Source organism: Erwinia billingiae Eb661, from assembly GCF_000196615.1.
GTDB classification, from domain to species: domain Bacteria; phylum Pseudomonadota; class Gammaproteobacteria; order Enterobacterales; family Enterobacteriaceae; genus Erwinia; species Erwinia billingiae.
Window position 1 is genome coordinate 1,599,215 of sequence record NC_014306.1, and the last position, 15,968, is coordinate 1,615,182.

General features: G+C 57.9%; 14 protein-coding genes. 9 read left to right on the forward strand and 5 right to left on the reverse strand.

What is annotated here, in order from left to right; translation table 11 throughout:
• The first annotated feature begins 206 nt into the window (after positions 1-206).
• Complete coding sequence (gene hutC / locus EBC_RS08820; RefSeq protein WP_013201440.1) at positions 207-962, forward strand: histidine utilization repressor; 756 nt, start codon at positions 207-209, stop codon at positions 960-962.
• Positions 963-1,817: 855 nt separating this feature from the next.
• On the opposite strand, the gene EBC_RS08825 is transcribed toward hutC (EBC_RS08820), so the two are convergent.
• Positions 1,818-2,366, reverse strand: coding sequence for a HutD/Ves family protein (locus tag EBC_RS08825; RefSeq protein WP_013201441.1), 549 nt, complete (start codon positions 2,364-2,366; stop codon positions 1,818-1,820).
• Complete coding sequence (locus EBC_RS08830; protein ID WP_013201442.1) at positions 2,363-3,718, reverse strand: formimidoylglutamate deiminase; 1,356 nt, start codon at positions 3,716-3,718, stop codon at positions 2,363-2,365. The genes EBC_RS08825 and EBC_RS08830 overlap by 4 nt, the downstream gene beginning before the upstream one ends.
• Positions 3,719-3,794: 76 nt before the next feature.
• Between EBC_RS08830 and hutI the strand changes: the two genes are divergently transcribed.
• Both hutI and hutG read left to right on the forward strand, forming a co-directional pair.
• Positions 3,795-5,015: an imidazolonepropionase gene (gene hutI, locus EBC_RS08835; protein ID WP_013201443.1), complete on the forward strand. Its 1,221-nt coding sequence runs from the start codon at positions 3,795-3,797 to the stop codon at positions 5,013-5,015.
• Positions 5,012-5,791, forward strand: coding sequence for an N-formylglutamate deformylase (hutG, locus tag EBC_RS08840; RefSeq protein WP_013201444.1), 780 nt, complete (start codon positions 5,012-5,014; stop codon positions 5,789-5,791). The genes hutI and hutG overlap by 4 nt, the downstream gene beginning before the upstream one ends.
• Positions 5,792-5,830: 39 nt before the next feature.
• Here the strand turns inward: hutG and hutC (EBC_RS08845) are convergent, their stop codons facing one another.
• Positions 5,831-6,559 (reverse strand): histidine utilization repressor, encoded by a 729-nt coding sequence (hutC, locus tag EBC_RS08845; protein WP_407919945.1) that lies wholly within the window; start codon positions 6,557-6,559, stop codon positions 5,831-5,833.
• Between the two features lie 461 nt (positions 6,560-7,020).
• On the opposite strand from hutC (EBC_RS08845), the gene EBC_RS08850 reads away from it, so the two are divergent.
• Genes EBC_RS08850 through EBC_RS08870 form a run of 5 tightly spaced genes read left to right on the forward strand, consistent with a single transcriptional unit; the run spans position 7,021 to position 11,647 of the window.
• A complete protein-coding gene (locus EBC_RS08850) occupies positions 7,021-7,878 on the forward strand; it encodes a transporter substrate-binding domain-containing protein (protein ID WP_013201446.1) in 858 nt (285 codons plus the stop codon).
• Between the two features lie 16 nt (positions 7,879-7,894).
• The gene (locus EBC_RS08855) at positions 7,895-8,611 is read left to right on the forward strand and encodes an ABC transporter permease (RefSeq protein WP_013201447.1); all 717 of its coding nucleotides are present in this window, start codon (positions 7,895-7,897) and stop codon (positions 8,609-8,611) included.
• A 12-nt stretch (positions 8,612-8,623) separates the two neighbouring features.
• A complete protein-coding gene (locus tag EBC_RS08860) occupies positions 8,624-9,367 on the forward strand; it encodes an ABC transporter permease (RefSeq protein ID WP_013201448.1) in 744 nt (247 codons plus the stop codon).
• On the forward strand, positions 9,360-10,142 hold the full coding sequence (locus EBC_RS08865) for an ABC transporter ATP-binding protein (protein WP_013201449.1): 783 nt from the start codon (positions 9,360-9,362) through the stop codon (positions 10,140-10,142). The genes EBC_RS08860 and EBC_RS08865 overlap by 8 nt, the downstream gene beginning before the upstream one ends.
• A gap of 2 nt (positions 10,143-10,144) precedes the next feature.
• Positions 10,145-11,647, forward strand: a complete 1,503-nt coding sequence (locus EBC_RS08870) for an HAL/PAL/TAL family ammonia-lyase (RefSeq protein WP_013201450.1) — start codon at positions 10,145-10,147, stop codon at positions 11,645-11,647.
• A 330-nt stretch (positions 11,648-11,977) separates the two neighbouring features.
• Here the strand turns inward: EBC_RS08870 and EBC_RS08875 are convergent, their stop codons facing one another.
• A complete protein-coding gene (locus EBC_RS08875; protein ID WP_013201451.1) occupies positions 11,978-12,607 on the reverse strand; it encodes a flavin reductase family protein in 630 nt (209 codons plus the stop codon).
• 126 nt (positions 12,608-12,733) lie between these two features.
• On the opposite strand from EBC_RS08875, the gene rlmF reads away from it, so the two are divergent.
• Complete coding sequence (rlmF, locus tag EBC_RS08880; RefSeq protein ID WP_013201452.1) at positions 12,734-13,666, forward strand: 23S rRNA (adenine(1618)-N(6))-methyltransferase RlmF; 933 nt, start codon at positions 12,734-12,736, stop codon at positions 13,664-13,666.
• Here rlmF and ybiO read toward each other — a convergent pair.
• Positions 13,663-15,930 carry a mechanosensitive channel protein gene (ybiO, locus tag EBC_RS08885; RefSeq protein WP_013201453.1) on the reverse strand — a complete coding sequence of 756 codons (2,268 nt, stop codon included), beginning with the start codon at positions 15,928-15,930 and terminating at the stop codon, positions 13,663-13,665. The two genes, rlmF and ybiO, sit on opposite strands and share 4 nt — an antisense overlap.
• Positions 15,931-15,968: the final 38 nt, after the last annotated feature.

The window sequence follows — 15,968 nt, forward strand, 5'->3', positions numbered from 1 at the left end:
ATTTCATCTCAGGCGAGGTGGCGGCGGGCTTCAGGGCCGGATCCGCGTGGTGACTGGGCTGGTGGTGTTTTTAATCGAGGCGCGGGTCGTGCGCTATTCTGAAGCATGCTGCTCCATTGCAGTGCAGTGGTTGCCCCTCAGATGTATATACATTTGGGTGGGTTAACAGTAAACTGGCGAAAGTATTTTCATTAAGGAAGCAATTTATGGTCGAGCAGACTGCCATTTCTCAACTTTCAGCCGCCATGAGCGATCAGCCTGCGCCGATTTATCAGCGGGTGAAGCAGGCGATCGTCAGCCAGATTACGGAAGGCGTTTGGAAGTCGAATCAGCGGGTGCCGTCTGAGAGCGAGTTGGTGAATGAGCTTGGCGTCAGCCGGATGACCATAAATCGGGCGTTGCGTGAGCTGACCAGCGAAGGCTATTTGATCCGCATGCAGGGCGTCGGCACCTTTGTGGCCGAGTCGAAAGGTTACACGGCGATGTTGGAAGTGCACAATATTGCCGAGGAGATTGCTCAGCGCGGGCATCGCCACAGTTGCAAGATTGTGGCATTACGGGAAATCAAAGCCGATCCTGAGCAGGCCTCGGTATTGGGTTTGAGCACCGGTAATGCGGTGTTCCATTCGGTGATTGTGCATTTCGAGAACGATCTGGCCGTTCAGTTGGAGGACCGGTTGGTGAATCCGCTGGTGGCGCCGGATTATTTGCAGCAGGATTTCACCGCGCAAACCCCTTACACCTATTTGATGCGCGTCGCGCCATTAACGGCGGGTGAGCACATTGTCGAAGCGGTATTGCCGAATCGTCAGCAGTGTACGTCGTTGGCGATAGAGGCCAATGAACCCTGTTTGTTAATCCGTCGTCAGACATGGAGTGACGCGAAGATCGTGACCTACGCCAAGCTGTTGTATCCCGGCTCGCGATATAAGTTGCTGGGGCGTTTTAAGGGGCACGGCTAAGTTTACTAAGGTCAAAACCGGGTTCGGTGTAAGTCTTCAGCCAGGGTCAAATTCGGCTTTGGTGTAAGCCTTCAGTCAAGTTCAAAACCGGGTTCGGTGTATGGCGTCCGCACAGAGCGGGTTATCCGAGACGCCGTGAACCCATCCCTGGGGGCTTGGATGCCGCATCCTTGCGGCATACACTCGGCTAACCCGCTCTGTGCTACCGCCCGGTAACTTCAACGTTTATTGGGCGGTTTTGTGGATGCACAGGTCAAAACCGGGTTCGGTGTAAGTCTTCAGTCAAGGTCAAAACCGGGTTGGGTGTAAGTCTTCAGCCAAGGTCAAATTCGGCTTTGGTGTTAGCCTTCAGTCAAGGTCAAGACCGGGTTCGGTGTATAGCGTCCGCACAGAGCGGGTTATCCGAGACGCCGTGAACCCATCCCTGGGGGCTTGGATGCCGCATCCCTGCGGCATACACTCGGCTAACCCGCTCTGTGCTACCGCCCACTAACTTCAACGTTTTCGGATGCTTTGGTGAACGCACAGGTCAAAATCCATCTGGTTTTGACCTGTGCGTCCCGAATTAACTATTCGACGCTGAAGCTGACGGGAAGGGAGAGAGGGGTGATAAGCAAAGCATCGGCGACAGGGATGTCGCCGCTGAGCCCCCAGGGATGGGTTCACGGCGACTTTGTGTTCACCCCTCTCTCCCAGACCTTGCCACCAAGACACCCAGACGACTTACAGAATAGCAGCCACAAACTCTCCCTAACCTTGCCACCAAGACCCCCAAACGACTTACAGAATAGCAGCCACAAACTCTCCCAGACCTTGCCACCAAGACACCCAGACGACTTAACTCACCAACCCAACCTATCTCTGCCTAATCTCCGTAAACAGCAACTCGGCGTCCGCCGATCCCGGTGCCAGCGGCTCACCGTTTTGCGGCCACCAGACGCCCTGACCCTGTTGCAAACGGCGGTCGCCAAGGACCCATTCTCCGGCTAACACATAGGCGACGCCGGCGGTTTCGGCGGCAGGGAAAATACTTTCGTTGACCACCCGCACCGCTGCCTGATGCGTTTCCCGCCGGGTCATCACGTTAAAGTCACTGCTTACGCCACCGATTAACCGTGACGCAATCTCATCTTCACCCGCGAAAACAAATGGCTGATTACGCAACAACAGCTGCTGATACTTGCCACGGGCATTCAGCTCCACACCGTCGCCGTCCAGGAGCGTGATCACCCGATCGATGCCTGGAAACAGGGAAAAATCCCCGTCCTGAGCGATGGTGGCAATGCTGATGCGCCAGCTGAAGGCTTCGACGGAAGGCGGGAAACTGATGATCTCTCGCGTTTCGCCGCCACCATTTCGCCAACGGCTGACCGGCAAGGTTTGCATGTCAAAGAAATGCATCATTTCAGCGCCTCAACCACAGCACGGAAAGCCGCATCGATTTGCGGCTGATCGGCATGCTTACCGTCCGCAATCACCTGCTTACCGGCAACAAAGACGTCCTGAATCTGCCCACGATGCCCGGCAAACAGCCAGCGGTTCAACAGCGAAGCGTCTGCCGTGCTTCCCAATAACGCATCATCGGCCAACACCAACCAGTCGGCCCGGTATCCTTGCGCCAGCTGACCCATCTTCACGCCACAGGCCTGCGCGCCGCCTTCCAGCGACTGACGGTAAAGCAGATCGCCAACCGAGGTTTGTTCTGGGGTGACTATGCGGTTGCGACGACGATCGCGCAGCCGTTGACCGTATTCAAGCAGACGCAACTCTTCAACGACATCCAGCGAAACGTGACTGTCGGAACCGATGCCCCATCGGCCGCCAAGGGCGATATAGTCGGTGGCCGGGAAAATCCCGTCGCCGAGATTGGCTTCGGTGGTCGGGCAAAGACCGGCGACCGCCTTGCTGGCGGCGAGACGCGAAACCTCGCTCTCGTCGAGATGAGTGGCGTGGATCAGACACCAGCGCGCATCCACCGCAAACCGATTGAGCAGCCAGCTGACCGGGCGTTCACCGCTCCACGCCAGACTGTCAGCCACCTCTTTTTCCTGCTCGGCAACGTGAATATGCACCGGCAGACTGTCCGACAGGGCGGCCAGCACCTCACGCATCTGCGTTTCGCTGACCGCACGCAGCGAGTGGAAGCAAATCCCCTGATTATGCAACGGCTTGTCGGCGAGCAGCTCAGCCAACTGCTGCTGCTGACGCAAATAACCGGCGGTATCCTGAATAAAGCGCTTCTGGCCCGGCTGCGGCGGCTGCGCACCAAAACCGGCATAGCTGTAGAGAACCGGCAACATGGTCTGACCGATGCCGACGCGGCCGGCTGCGGCAATCAGCTGCTGCAACATCTGATCCTGCGGATACGGCGTGCCGTCGGTGTGGTGATGCAGATAATGGAATTCAGCGACCTGGGTATAGCCGCCTTTCAGCATGTCGACATAAAGATGGGCGGCGATGGCGCCAACCTGTTCGGGCGAAAGGCGCTGCACCATGCGATACATTAAATCGCGCCAGGTCCAGAAACTGTCCTGCGGATCGCCAGCCACTTCTGCCAGCCCCGCCATTACGCGCTGAAAGGCATGAGAATGCAGGTTTGCCATCGCCGGGATCACCGCGCCATTCAGGCGTTCGGCGTCGCCTTCAGCGGCATTGGGCGTGAGCTTCTGAATAAAACCAGCGTCGTCGACTTCAATCAAAACATCGTGATGCCAACCGTCCACCAGCAGGACGCGCGGCGCAAAATAGCGAGCCATCATGGTTGCTTCCCAGGCAATGTAGTTGTATATACATATACATACTTATGAATCAACAGTAAAGCCGGGAGAGAAGATGAGCGGTGAACTTCGCTGTGACAGCCTGTGGTACGGTGCCGATATCGTGACGATGCAGGAGGGCAAGTATAGCATCATCCCGAACGGGGCTATCGCGGTGCGTCAGGACAGGATCGTCTGGATTGGCCCATGGAAAGACGCAAAACATATTCGCGCCGATATCCATAACAAACTGGATGGCGGGATCGTGACGCCAGGCTTCGTCGATTGCCATACGCATTTGGTGTTCGGCGGCGACCGTAGCCACGAGTTCGAACAACGACTCAACGGCGTCAGCTACAGCGAAATTGCGGCGCAGGGCGGGGGGATCATTTCGACGGTCACCGCCACCCGCAAAGCCTCGCTCGACGAACTGGTGGCCAGTGCCAGCTGGCGGCTGGAAAGACTGCTGGCGGAAGGCGTCACCACCGTTGAGATCAAATCCGGTTACGGGCTGGACCAGGAGAGCGAACTGCGGATGTTGAAAGCGATCCGCCAGCTGGCAAAGATCCATCCGGTGCAGATTCGCTCGACCTGCCTGGCCGCTCATGCCACCCCACCTGAATTCAAATCCGATCCTGATGGCTGGATCACGCTGATCTGCGAACAGCTGCTGCCGCAGGTCGCCCGCGAAAAACTCGCCGATGCGGTGGACGCCTTCTGCGAACATCTGGCGTTCTCGCCTGCTCAGGTCACCCGCGTGTTTGAGGCCGCGCAACGGCTGGGGATGCCGGTGAAACTGCATGCCGAACAGCTCTCTTCCCTCGGTGGGAGTTCGCTGGCGGCGAAGTTTAACGCGCTGTCTGCTGACCACCTGGAATATGCCACCGAAGCGGATGTGGCCGCGATGGCCGCAAGCGGCACCGTGGCCGTCTTGCTACCCGGCGCTTTCTACCTGCTGCGTGAAAAACAGGTGCCGCCGGTGGCGCTGTTCCGCCAGTACAAAGTGCCGATGGCGCTGGCCAGCGATGCCAATCCGGGCACCTCGCCCGCGCTGTCATTACGCCTGATGCTGAATATGGGCTGCACGCTGTTCGGTATGACGCCGGAAGAAGCGCTGGCGGGAGCCACGCTGCATGGCGCAAGGGCGCTGGGCCTGGCGGATACGCAGGGATCGCTTGAGACCGGCAAATACGCTGATTTCGTTCACTGGCCGCTCAAGCGCCCGGCGGAACTGGTTTACTGGCTTGGCGGGCAATTGCCTTGTCAGGTGATCTTCAGAGGAGAGGCAATTCGATGAAACCATTTGAGTTTACCCAGGGTTCGCTACCCTTACTGGTCAGCATCCCGCATGCCGGCACCGCGCTGACACCCGAAGTCGAACAGGGCCTGAGTGAAGCGGCTCGCGGCCTGCCGGACACCGACTGGCATATCCCCCAGCTGTATGATTTTGTCCGTGAGATGGGTGCCAGCGTGCTGGTGGCCAACTATTCCCGTTTTGTAATCGACATGAACCGACCGCCGGACAACGAGGCGCTGTACACCACCGCCACCACCGGGCTCTATCCCGAAACGCTGTTTGACGGTACGCCAACCTTCAAGCCCGGCATGACGCCGAGCGATGCGCAGCGGCTGGGCTATCTGGCGACTCTCTGGACGCCATACCATCAGCAAATCCAAAAGGAGCTGGCGCGAATTAAGCAGAAGTTTGGCTATGCACTGCTGTTTGATGCGCACTCCATCGCCTCGGTGATCCCGCGTCTGTTCGACGGCCAGCTGCCGGATGTGAATCTGGGTACCAATGGCGGCCTGAGCTGTAGCCCGGCCATCGCCGAAGGGTTGACGGAGATTTGTGCCGCGCAATCCAGCTTCAGCTGGGTGATGAACGGGCGCTTTAAGGGTGGCTACATCACCCGCGCTTACGGTAAGCCGGAAGAAAATCAGCATGCGGTGCAGCTGGAGCTGGCCCAGTGCAATTACATGGATGAGACGCCGCCGTTTAACTGGCGCGGCGATAAGGCCAGCACGCTGCAACCGCTGCTGAAGCAACTTATCGACCGGATGCTAAAGCGCTAACCTCACTAGCCTGTTCAATCAGCAGGCTGGCTTAATCCCCTAATTCTGCGGCTGGAAACGGCCGAACATCTTATAGCGCGCGCCCGGATACAGCAGGCGTGCGCAGGTCACCACCGCCTGCTGATGCCAGGTGCGGCGCTGAATTTGCAGGCAGGGTTCGCCCACCGCAATCTGCAGCAACTGCCGCTCCTCTTCCGTGGCGCTCACCGCTTCCACCACATGCTCGCCGGCGGTTAACGGCGCAATCCCGGTCAGATAAGCAAAGGGCGTTCCCTGGGTAAAATCCTGCTGAAGATAGTCAGGGGCGACCCGCGGATTAACCTGACGATCCTCTAACTGCACCGGTATCTCGTTATCAAAATGGATAATGCGCGAGTGAAACAGGACTGCCCCCACGCTGATGCCCAGCGCCTGGGCGGCGACAAACTCGGCCTTTTCCTCACGCAGGAACAGCACCTCGCTGGCGTGACGATGTCCCCGGCTGGCAATCTCATCGGCAATGTTATGCACCTCCAGCATCGGCGTGAACGCCTTTAACTCGGCGACAAACGTGCCGACGCCCTGCAGGCGCATCAGAAACCCTTCGCTGGTCAGCTCCCGCAGCGCACGGTTGATGGTCATTCTGCTGACGCCCAGTTCCACCACCATTTCACTTTCCGAGGGAACGCGCTGATGGGGTTGCCAGTGTCCGGCGCGGATCAGGTTGATGATGCCTTGTTTGACCTGTTGATAGAGCGGGGCGGGTTCATTGCTGAGCAGGGTAATCATCTCGGAGAGCGCTTTGTGGTCTGACACTGCGGATACCTTTTTGCGGGCTGAGGAGAAAGTGTACACAGTGTATCTGACGGTACAACAGACATTTTTTGCCGCCGTTAGCCGCACTTAACCGTGCCGTTTTGGTGCGTATTGCCTTCTTCTGGTGCAAAAGGTTGATGTCGTTACCAGGCTAAACGGCTGTTTGGCTCAGACGTGTCTTGTTTTAGCAGGGGTGAGCCGGTAAGGGTGAAAATGGCATAAAAATTGCTCTGGTTGTATGTACAAGACATAACAACTGATGACAACAAGTCATTAACATAGAGTGCGTCACAGTTTTGTCTTTGGTCGCGGGAATAGTCACGGCTTTACTTGTATATACATGACATAGCTACTTCACCTCTGTGCGGGTTTAACAGAGACAAACTCAGGGTTGCGCCGTCAGTTGTGCCACCCCTTTTCTCCAGGAGCGCTTGATGAAACATCCGTTAGTCCGTCGGGTACTGGTTACCTCCCTTGTTACTTCAGCCTTGCTTTGCGCCGTCTCTGTTCAGGCGAAAGAGTGGAAATCGATCACCATTGCCACCGAAGGCAGCTACGAACCCTGGAACATGACGTTGCCAGGCGGCAAGCTCAGCGGCTTTGAGCCAGAGCTGATGGCTGACCTGTGCCAGCGGATGAAAATCAGCTGCAAGCTGGTGGTGCAGAACTGGGATGGGATGATTGCCGGTATGCAGGCCGGGAAATACGACGTGATCATGGATGCGATCGTCATCACCCCGGACCGCCGCAAGGTAATTGACTTCACCGTGCCGTACGCCTCAACGCCGGCCAGCTTTATTACCACCAAAAGCGGCGGCGTGCTGCCGGCGGGCACCGGCGCTGCCGGGATCATCAAACTGCATGACGATGCGAAAGAAATCGAACCGGCGATTGCCAGCCTGAAAGCGGCGCTGAAGGGCAAAACCATCGGCATCGCCTCCGGCACGGTGTACACCCCATTTATTGATAAGTACTTCAAGGATGTGGCGACCGTGCGCGAGTACAACGCGTCGGCGGATGCGATCCTCGATTTGCAGGCCGAACGTATTGACGCGGTGTTTGACGATGTGACCTTTGCCACCTCGATTCTCAGCAAGCCGGAGAACAAGGATCTTCAGCTGGGCGGCACGCAGTTGGGCGGTCCGATCTGGGGTGAAGGCGAAGCGCTGGGCATCCGTAAATCTGACAACGATCTGAAAGCCAAACTGGATGAGGCGATCAAAGCGGCGCTGGCGGATGGCACGGTGAAAAAGCTCAGCCAAAAATGGTTTAAAACTGACGTAACGCCGTAGGCGGGGAGAAGCAACAATGGCCAATCTTGGGTTTGGTGAAAATGGCTGGGGAGGCTTAATCCTGAGTGCAACGCTGACCACATTACTGCTTTCGCTGGTGGCGATGATGGTCGGTGCGGTAGTGGGCAGCGGCGTGGCGGCAGCCAAGCTTTCTCCCAGACGTCCGGTGCGCTGGCTGGGTGACGGCTATTCAGTGATTTTCCGCGGCATTCCGGAACTGCTGATTATCTACCTGTTCTATTTCGGTGGCTCCGGGCTGATTACCCAGATTGGTCAGATGTTTGGTGCTGATGGCTTTATCGAGGTGCCGCCGTTTCTGATTGGCGCGCTGGCGATCGGCCTGATTTCCGCCTCGTATCAGGCGGAAGTCTTTCGCGCGGGCCGACTGGCGCTCAATTCCGGCGAGATCGAAGCGGCACAGGCCATCGGCATGCCGAAGTGGCGCATTCTGCAACGCATTATTCTGCCGCAGGTGGTGCGTTACGCGCTGCCGGGCCTGTCCAATGTCTGGCAGATGAGCCTGAAGGATTCGGCGCTGATCTCGGTGACCGGCATCGTGGAGTTGATGCGTGCCAGCCAGGTGGCGGCCGGTTCCACCCGGCAGTACTTCACCTTTTATCTGATTGGCGGCACCTGTTATCTGCTGCTGACGGTGCTCTCGAACACCGCCTTTAAAAAGGCGGAACAACGGCTGGGGCGCGCACATCAAAGCCGCACTGCGGCCCACAGCTAAAGGAGAGGCCCGATGATTGATTTTGCTTTTTTGACCGATACCTTCCTCAAACTCGCGGCCGCGCTGCCGGTGACGCTGGGGCTTTTTTTCGCGTCATTTGTGCTGGGCGGTCTGCTGGCACTGGTGATCCTGGCGATGCGTATGAGCCGCAACCCGCTGCTCAGCGGCTTCGCCCGTCTGTATATTCTGGTTTTCCGCGGCTCACCGCTGATGATCCAGCTGTTCCTGATCTATTACGGCCTGGGGCAGTTCGAGGTGATCCGCCACAGCTTTGTCTGGCCGGTGCTGCGTGAGCCGTTCTTCTGCGCCGTGGTGGCGCTGGCACTCTGTACCGCGTCTTACACCGCCGAAATTTTCCGTGGTGGCCTGCTGGCGATCCCTTCCGGGCAGATTGAAGCCGGAATGGCCTGCGGCATGTCCCGCTGGCTGCTGCTGCGCCGGATTATCGCGCCCATCATGCTGCGCTATGCGCTGCCGGCCTATTCTACCGAAGCGATCCTGCTGGTGAAGTCCACCGCGCTCGCCAGCCTGGTGACGGTATGGGATGTCACCGGCGTGGCGCAACAGATTATTCAGCGTACGTACCGCACGATGGAGGTGTTCGTCTGTGCGGCGCTGATTTACCTGATCCTCAATTTTATCATCGTCCAAATCTATGCCTGGATTGAGCGCAGGCTGTCGCCACGTCTGCGCCCGGTGGAGGCCGATGTGCCGCTGCCTGTTCCCCCTGTGATTGCCGGAGAGAAACATGACTGATTACGCCCCAATTACCCTGTCGATGAACGACATCCGCAAGTCTTTCGGCTCGCTTGAAGTATTAAAAGGCATTTCGCTGGAGGCGAGAAAGGGCGACGTGATCTCGATCCTCGGCGCAAGCGGTTCCGGCAAAAGTACCTTTCTGCGCTGCATCAATCTGCTGGAAACGCCGGACTCGGGCGTGGTCAGCGTGGCGGGCGAAACTATCGAGATGAAGCGCCACGCGCGCGGGCATCAGCTGGCGGCCAACCATCGCCAGGTGGAGTCGCTGCGTTCCCGGCTGGGAATGGTCTTTCAGAGCTTCAATCTGTGGTCGCATATGACCGTGCTGCAAAACGTGATTGAAGGGCCGCTGTATGTGCTGAAGCGCAGCAAGAAAGAGTGCATTGCGCAGGCGGAAAAAATTCTCGACCGCGTCGGATTGCTGAACCGCAAAGATTTCTATCCTTCGCAGCTGTCGGGTGGTCAGCAACAGCGGGTGGCGATTGCCCGCGCGCTGGCGATGGAGCCGGAAGTGATGCTGTTTGATGAGCCGACGTCCGCGCTGGATCCCGAGCTGGTCGGCGATGTGCTGAAAGTGATGCGCAGCCTGGCCGAAGAGGGCCGTACCATGCTGGTGGTTACCCATGAAATGGGGTTTGCCCGTAACGTGTCGAACCGCGTGGTGTTTATGCATCAGGGCACCATCGACTGCCAGGGCACGCCGGAAGAGATGTTTGGCGAACAGGGATCGCCGCGTTTCCAACAGTTTATTTCCAGTCATCGGGCGGGCTGACCATGAGCACAACAGAGCAGGTCACCTGGGGCGATACGCGCCTGAACTGGCAGGACGTGGTGCAGGTGGCGAAATCCTCCGCCAGCCTGCAACTGAGTGCCGCCGCCTGGCAGCGCATCTATGCCGCGCGCGACATTGTCAGCCGCATCGTCAGCGATAAGCAGATCGCCTATGGCATCAACACCGGACTGGGCGCGCTGTGCAATATCACTCTGGAAGACGATCAGCTCAGCCAGCTGTCACGCAATACGCTGCTGAGCCATGCCTGTGGCGTTGGGCCTAAACTGCCGGATGTGCAGGTCAGGGCGATTATCTGCGCTGCCATTGGCAACTACAGCCACGGTAAATCCGGCGTTTCGCCAGAAATTGTGCAGGGGCTGCTGTCGTTACTGAATCGCGGCATTACCCCACAGGTGCCGACGCAAGGATCGGTTGGCTACCTGACGCATATGGCCCATGTCGGGCTGGCGCTGATTGGCGTCGGCCACGTCAGTTATCGCGGGCAAATTGTGCCGGCCACGGAAGCGCTGGCGGCCGAAGATTTGCCGCTGTGTCGGTTAGGCGCGAAAGATGGCCTGAGCCTGGTGAACGGCACGCCCTGTATGACCGGACTCTCCTGCCTGGCGCTGGAAGAAGCAAGCCGCTTATTTGCCTGGGCAGACGTCACCGGGGCGATGAGTTTTGAAGCCTTGCGCGGCCAGCTCGACGCCTTTGATGCCGAGATCCTGGCACTCAAAGGCAGCGCCAACGTGCAGATTGTGGGGGAACGGCTGCGTGGCCTGCTGGCGGGCAGCCAGATTATCGCCGAGAGCAAAGGTATCCGCACCCAGGATGCTCTGAGCCTGCGATCGATGCCGCAAATCCACGGTGCCAGCCGCGATCAGTTTGATTACGCGGCCCGGCAGATTGAAACAGAGCTGAATGCCGCCACTGACAACCCGCTGGTGCTGGGAACGGCTGAGCAGTGGCGCGTGGTGTCACAGGCCAACCCGCACGGTCAGTCCGTGGCGCTGGCCGCCGATGCGTTAGCCATTGCGGTGGCCGAAGCCGGCAGCGTGGCGGAGCGCCGCCTCGATCGCCTGATCAACCCGCTGGTCAGCGGCCTGCCCGCCTTCCTGGTGGCTGAACCGGGCGTCAACTCCGGCATGATGATTGCGCAATACGTTGCCGCCTCACTGTGCGGCGAGAACCGCCAGCTGGCACAGCCCGCGGTACTGGATAACTACGTCACCTCCGGCCTGCAGGAAGACCACCTGAGCATGGGCACCAGCGCGGCATTAAAGCTGCTGAAACTCACCGACAACACCGTACAGATTTTGGCTATCGAATACCTGCTTGCCGCCCAGGCGCTGGACTTCCATAACTCTGAACACGCGGGCGAGGGCACGCAACGTGCCTGGCGATTGCTGAGACAGACTGTCGCAACCTGGCGGGAAGATCGCTGGCTGGCACCCGAGATCGAAAAAGCCGCCCACCTGATCCGAACCCAGCATATTGCGGTGTGAAAGTGACTACATATGAACGCTCATGTCGGTCTTAAAACTTTCCCACCCAGCCACAATCTCCACAACAACGCCGAACCACGGAGCAGGTTTTGACCTGTGCAGCCACCCAGCTCCCCAACAACACAGAAGCTTAAGGGTGGCGGCATAGGGCACCTTAGCCGGGTGTATGCAGCAGGGATGCTGCATCCAAGCCTACAAGGATGTATTTACGGCGTCCCGGATAAGGTGCCCTATGTCGACGCCGAACTACGGAGCAGGTTTTGACCTTTGCTGACGCCGTACCCCGGAACAGGTTTTGACCTGTGCCCTTAACCTCATTCCTCAAAAACCCTATCGACGCGCATCCGGCCGAATCAAATCGAAACGCAACTCCTCGCTGATCCCGTAATACGCACTTGGCCCACCGGCCCTCAGAATCGGATTGGCCTTCGCCGTCTGGTAAATGCCGTCTTCCAACAACCTCGGATCAATGTGGATCGCGACCACTTCGCCAAACACCATCCACTGCTCCAACTTCTCGCCGTTGACCCCTTCCAACTGCAACACCTGCGTCAACTTGCACTCAAAATTGACCGGACTTTCAGCGACCATGCTCACCGCCACCTGCGTGCCCGGCAACACGGTTAACCCGGCCAGCGCGAACTCATCCTCATCTCGCGCAACCGAGGCAGAACTCTCGTTCATCGCTTCCGCTAACTCACGCGTCGCCAGATTCCAGACAAACTCGCCGGTTTCAACAATGTTGGCCACACTGTCTTTCCAACCCTGACTCGAAAAGCCAATGATCGGCGGCTTATAGTTGAAACAGTTGAAAAAACTGTATGGCGCCAGATTGCGATCGCCGCTGGCACTCTGTGAACTGATCCACCCTATCGGCCGCGGACCGATAATGGCGTTTAAAGGATCGTGCGGTAAACCATGACCAAGACGGGGTTGATACGAGTAACGGGATTGGGACATCAGGACACCTTTATCTTTACGGGAATCGCACAGTGTAGAACAACTGTTCGCGGAAAAAAGTCGGGAAGTGTTTACGATCTTTACCTTAGCAGGTATCTTACGCGGCTTCAGACAAGAGAGCCGCTCATGAAATACACCGCCGAAAAAACACAGCTTCATCCCCGTAACCGTCACCGCGCGCGTTATGACTTCCCCGCGCTGATCGCCAGCTTTCCTCCGCTGGCAGACTTTGTGGCCGTTAACCAACACGGTGATGAATCGGTGAACTTTGCCGATCCGGCGGCGGTGCGTACCCTGAATCAGGCGCTCCTGCAGCACTTTTATCAGATCGCTAACTGGACCATCCCGGAAGGCTTCCTTTGCCCACCGGTGCCGGGCCGCGCTGACTATGTTCACCATCTTGCCGACCTTTTGGCGGAAGATAATAAGCGTTCTGTGCCGCGCGACATCACCGTACTGGATATCGGCTGTGGCGCAAACTGCATCTATCCACTGATCGGTTTCCGCGAATACGGCTGGCGCTTCACCGGTAGCGAAGTTAATGAAGAAGCGATGAAGGCCGCAAACGCCATTATTGCCGCTAACCCAGACCTCAACCGCGGCGTTCGCCTGCGTCGTCAGAAAGACAGCAGCCTGATGTTCAGCGGCATCATCCACAAAAACGAATTCTTCCATGCGGTGATGTGTAATCCGCCGTTCCACGCCTCTGCCGGCGATGCCCAACAGGGTACCCAGCGTAAAGTGCGTAACCTTGGCTTGGCGAAAAACTCTCCGCTCAACTTCGGCGGCCAGCAGGATGAACTCTGGTGTGAAGGCGGCGAAAAAGGCTTTATCAGCCGCATGATCGCCGAAAGCGTTAACTTCTCCCGCCAGTGCGTCTGGTTCACGTCTCTGGTATCCCGCAAAGAAAACCTGCCGGACATCTGGCGCGCACTGGAAGAGCACGAAGTCGTTGCCTACCGCACCATCGAAATGGCGCAGGGGCAAAAACAGAGCCGCATCATCGCCTGGACCTTTATGGAAAAACCGGCGCGTGAACGTCAGATGGGCCGCGTTTAATCCGGCGCAGGTAACGACTGGACGCTGGCGGCACCGTCAATCTCGCTACCGGTCTGCATCACCTGCACGGTCTGATGCGGCGCTCTGATACCGGCCGCATCAAAATGTTTCTTCACCATGTTGTCCAGCGCGAAGCGAACCGTCCACTGCTTCAGCGGCTGCGTGGTGAAAGACACCCGCACCGTAAAGCCCTGATTGGTCAGCCCAACCAGCCCGGCAAAGGACGGCTCGCCAATCACCATCCCGCGAATATCCGTATCCTGCATCAACTCCTCAACGGCCGCCTGTAAAATGCTGTTCACCCGCTCGCTGTCCTCCCGCCGATCGACATCGTAATTCGCCACGAACGAGCCAATGCCACGCACAAAGTTGGCGAAGGTGGTGATCGAAGACCAGGGAATGATGTGATACGCACCGGTATCCTGCCGCACGCCGACCGAACGAATCGACATCCGCTCTACGGTGCCGGTGATCGCGCCGATAGTCACCAAATCCCCGGTATTCATGCCGTTCTCAAACTGGATGAAAATCCCGGTGATAATATCTTTCACCAGCGTCTGCGAACCAAAAGAGACCGCCAGACCTAACGCTCCGGCACCCGCCAATAATGGCGCAATGTTTACACCAATTTCTGACAACAGGATCATGATGGTAATGGTGCTGATCACCACCGCCAGTGCATTGCGGAACAGGGTCAACAGCGTGCGTGTTCGGGCGCTGGGCATCGGGCGACCGTGGGAATCGGACGCCAGACGGCTCTCAATCAGACTCGCCAGCAGCGTCCAGCCGACGGCGGAGAAGAACAGGATCATCACGATGCGGATAATCACATCCACCAGCTTCACGCCCGCGCCGACCGTCAGCCAGTGCCAGAGATCAAACAGATTCCACGCGTTCAGCAACAGCAAACTCACGGCGAACACCGTCAGCGTGCGCGCCAGCTTTAACATCACCGAAATCCAGCCGTTCACCCGCTGCTGTAACTCGGGATAGTTGCGCCGTAAGTCAGGCGACAGAATGATGGTTTTGGAAATCCAGCGGGTCAGGATGCCCGACACCAGTGCGCCGATGCCGATAATCGCCAGCGAACGCACCGTTGCGGACATCATAAACTTCAGGCTGTCGCCGGGATTGAACATCGAAAACAGGAACAGGGCGATAAAATAGGCGCTGGCCAGCCAGTGCCAGACCAGCGCAAACGCGCGGATAAACAGCGAGAAGAACGACAGGGAACGGTCGGCAAGATTCACCAACTCGCGCTGAATATTGCGACGGTTGTGGAAAATCAGATACAACGCCCAGACGGTAATCAGCCCCATCACAATCACGTTAACCAGCGCGGCCACCTGGACATTGACCTGATTGGAAACAATCGGCACCACCACTAGCAAACCATAGCCAATCAGTCCGCTCAACCAGCTCAGGCGCGTGTTCCAGTACGCGGCGCGGTCATCAGCCAGATGGAAGAAACGCAGCTGAGGATAGCGTGGACAGAACATCAGCCGCAGGATCGCCTTAAAGAATTCAATCAGCGCAAAGGCATTCAGGAACAACCCTTGCTGATAGGCAATGGTGCGGTTGCCGGCATTCAGCGCGTCACTGAGGATTTGCCCGACAAACAGCGCGATACCCAACAACAGCAGATCGATAATAAACGCGCCAAGGATCATGCCGGGCAGATGCAGCCAGTTGGTGCGGTCGCTGTTTTTCACCCGTCCCCATTGCCCCATCCGGCGGTAAACCGGCGTCATTGCCCAACCGATCAGCCAGTAAAAGGCGAACAGCGCTACGGCCAGCATCGAAAAGTGGCTCAGGGCGGTGAAGAACGTGTGCTGATTAAAGGGTTTGTGCGGGGCATCGGCAATATTGCGTTGCAGCGTTTCGACTTTGGTCAGGAACTCCCCGCCAAAGTGGCGGCTGACGTCGGTAACGCTCTCCAGCACCGTTTTATCATCATCCACTGCAGGTGGTGTCAGTACCGGTTCCGGCGCGCTGGCAGGCGTCTCTGAGGCGCTTCTGAGCTGGTCAATCAGCGCCTGACGCGACCGATCGTTCTGCAGGATGTTGGCTAACGCGGCATAGGCGGCCTTTTGCTCGGCAGGGTCAGGTTGATCCTGCTGGCTGGTCGCGCTGTGTTGCTGGGTTTGCGAAGCCGCCACGGCAGCGGCGGGAAGCGACACGGCGTGCGTCGGTGCGGTAAACAGTGTTACGACAAAAAAAAGCCACCTGAAGGCATAGCGCCAGGGTGGAGAGGGTACCCACATCGTGTTCTCCAAGTGCGGCGCGAGAAAGCATCAGCCAG

What these genes read in the sequence shown, in the direction of transcription:
- hutC (WP_013201440.1), top strand. Translation starts at nt 207, where the DNA reads ATGGTCGAGCAGACTGCCATTTCTCAACTTTCAGCCGCCATGAGCGAT.
- EBC_RS08825 (WP_013201441.1), bottom strand. Translation starts at nt 2,366, where the DNA reads ATGATGCATTTCTTTGACATGCAAACCTTGCCGGTCAGCCGTTGGCGA.
- EBC_RS08830 (WP_013201442.1), bottom strand. Translation starts at nt 3,718, where the DNA reads ATGGCTCGCTATTTTGCGCCGCGCGTCCTGCTGGTGGACGGTTGGCAT.
- hutI (WP_013201443.1), top strand. Translation starts at nt 3,795, where the DNA reads ATGAGCGGTGAACTTCGCTGTGACAGCCTGTGGTACGGTGCCGATATC.
- hutG (WP_013201444.1), top strand. Translation starts at nt 5,012, where the DNA reads ATGAAACCATTTGAGTTTACCCAGGGTTCGCTACCCTTACTGGTCAGC.
- hutC (WP_407919945.1), bottom strand. Translation starts at nt 6,559, where the DNA reads ATGATTACCCTGCTCAGCAATGAACCCGCCCCGCTCTATCAACAGGTC.
- EBC_RS08850 (WP_013201446.1), top strand. Translation starts at nt 7,021, where the DNA reads ATGAAACATCCGTTAGTCCGTCGGGTACTGGTTACCTCCCTTGTTACT.
- EBC_RS08855 (WP_013201447.1), top strand. Translation starts at nt 7,895, where the DNA reads ATGGCCAATCTTGGGTTTGGTGAAAATGGCTGGGGAGGCTTAATCCTG.
- EBC_RS08860 (WP_013201448.1), top strand. Translation starts at nt 8,624, where the DNA reads ATGATTGATTTTGCTTTTTTGACCGATACCTTCCTCAAACTCGCGGCC.
- EBC_RS08865 (WP_013201449.1), top strand. Translation starts at nt 9,360, where the DNA reads ATGACTGATTACGCCCCAATTACCCTGTCGATGAACGACATCCGCAAG.
- EBC_RS08870 (WP_013201450.1), top strand. Translation starts at nt 10,145, where the DNA reads ATGAGCACAACAGAGCAGGTCACCTGGGGCGATACGCGCCTGAACTGG.
- EBC_RS08875 (WP_013201451.1), bottom strand. Translation starts at nt 12,607, where the DNA reads ATGTCCCAATCCCGTTACTCGTATCAACCCCGTCTTGGTCATGGTTTA.
- rlmF (WP_013201452.1), top strand. Translation starts at nt 12,734, where the DNA reads ATGAAATACACCGCCGAAAAAACACAGCTTCATCCCCGTAACCGTCAC.
- ybiO (WP_013201453.1), bottom strand. Translation starts at nt 15,930, where the DNA reads ATGTGGGTACCCTCTCCACCCTGGCGCTATGCCTTCAGGTGGCTTTTT.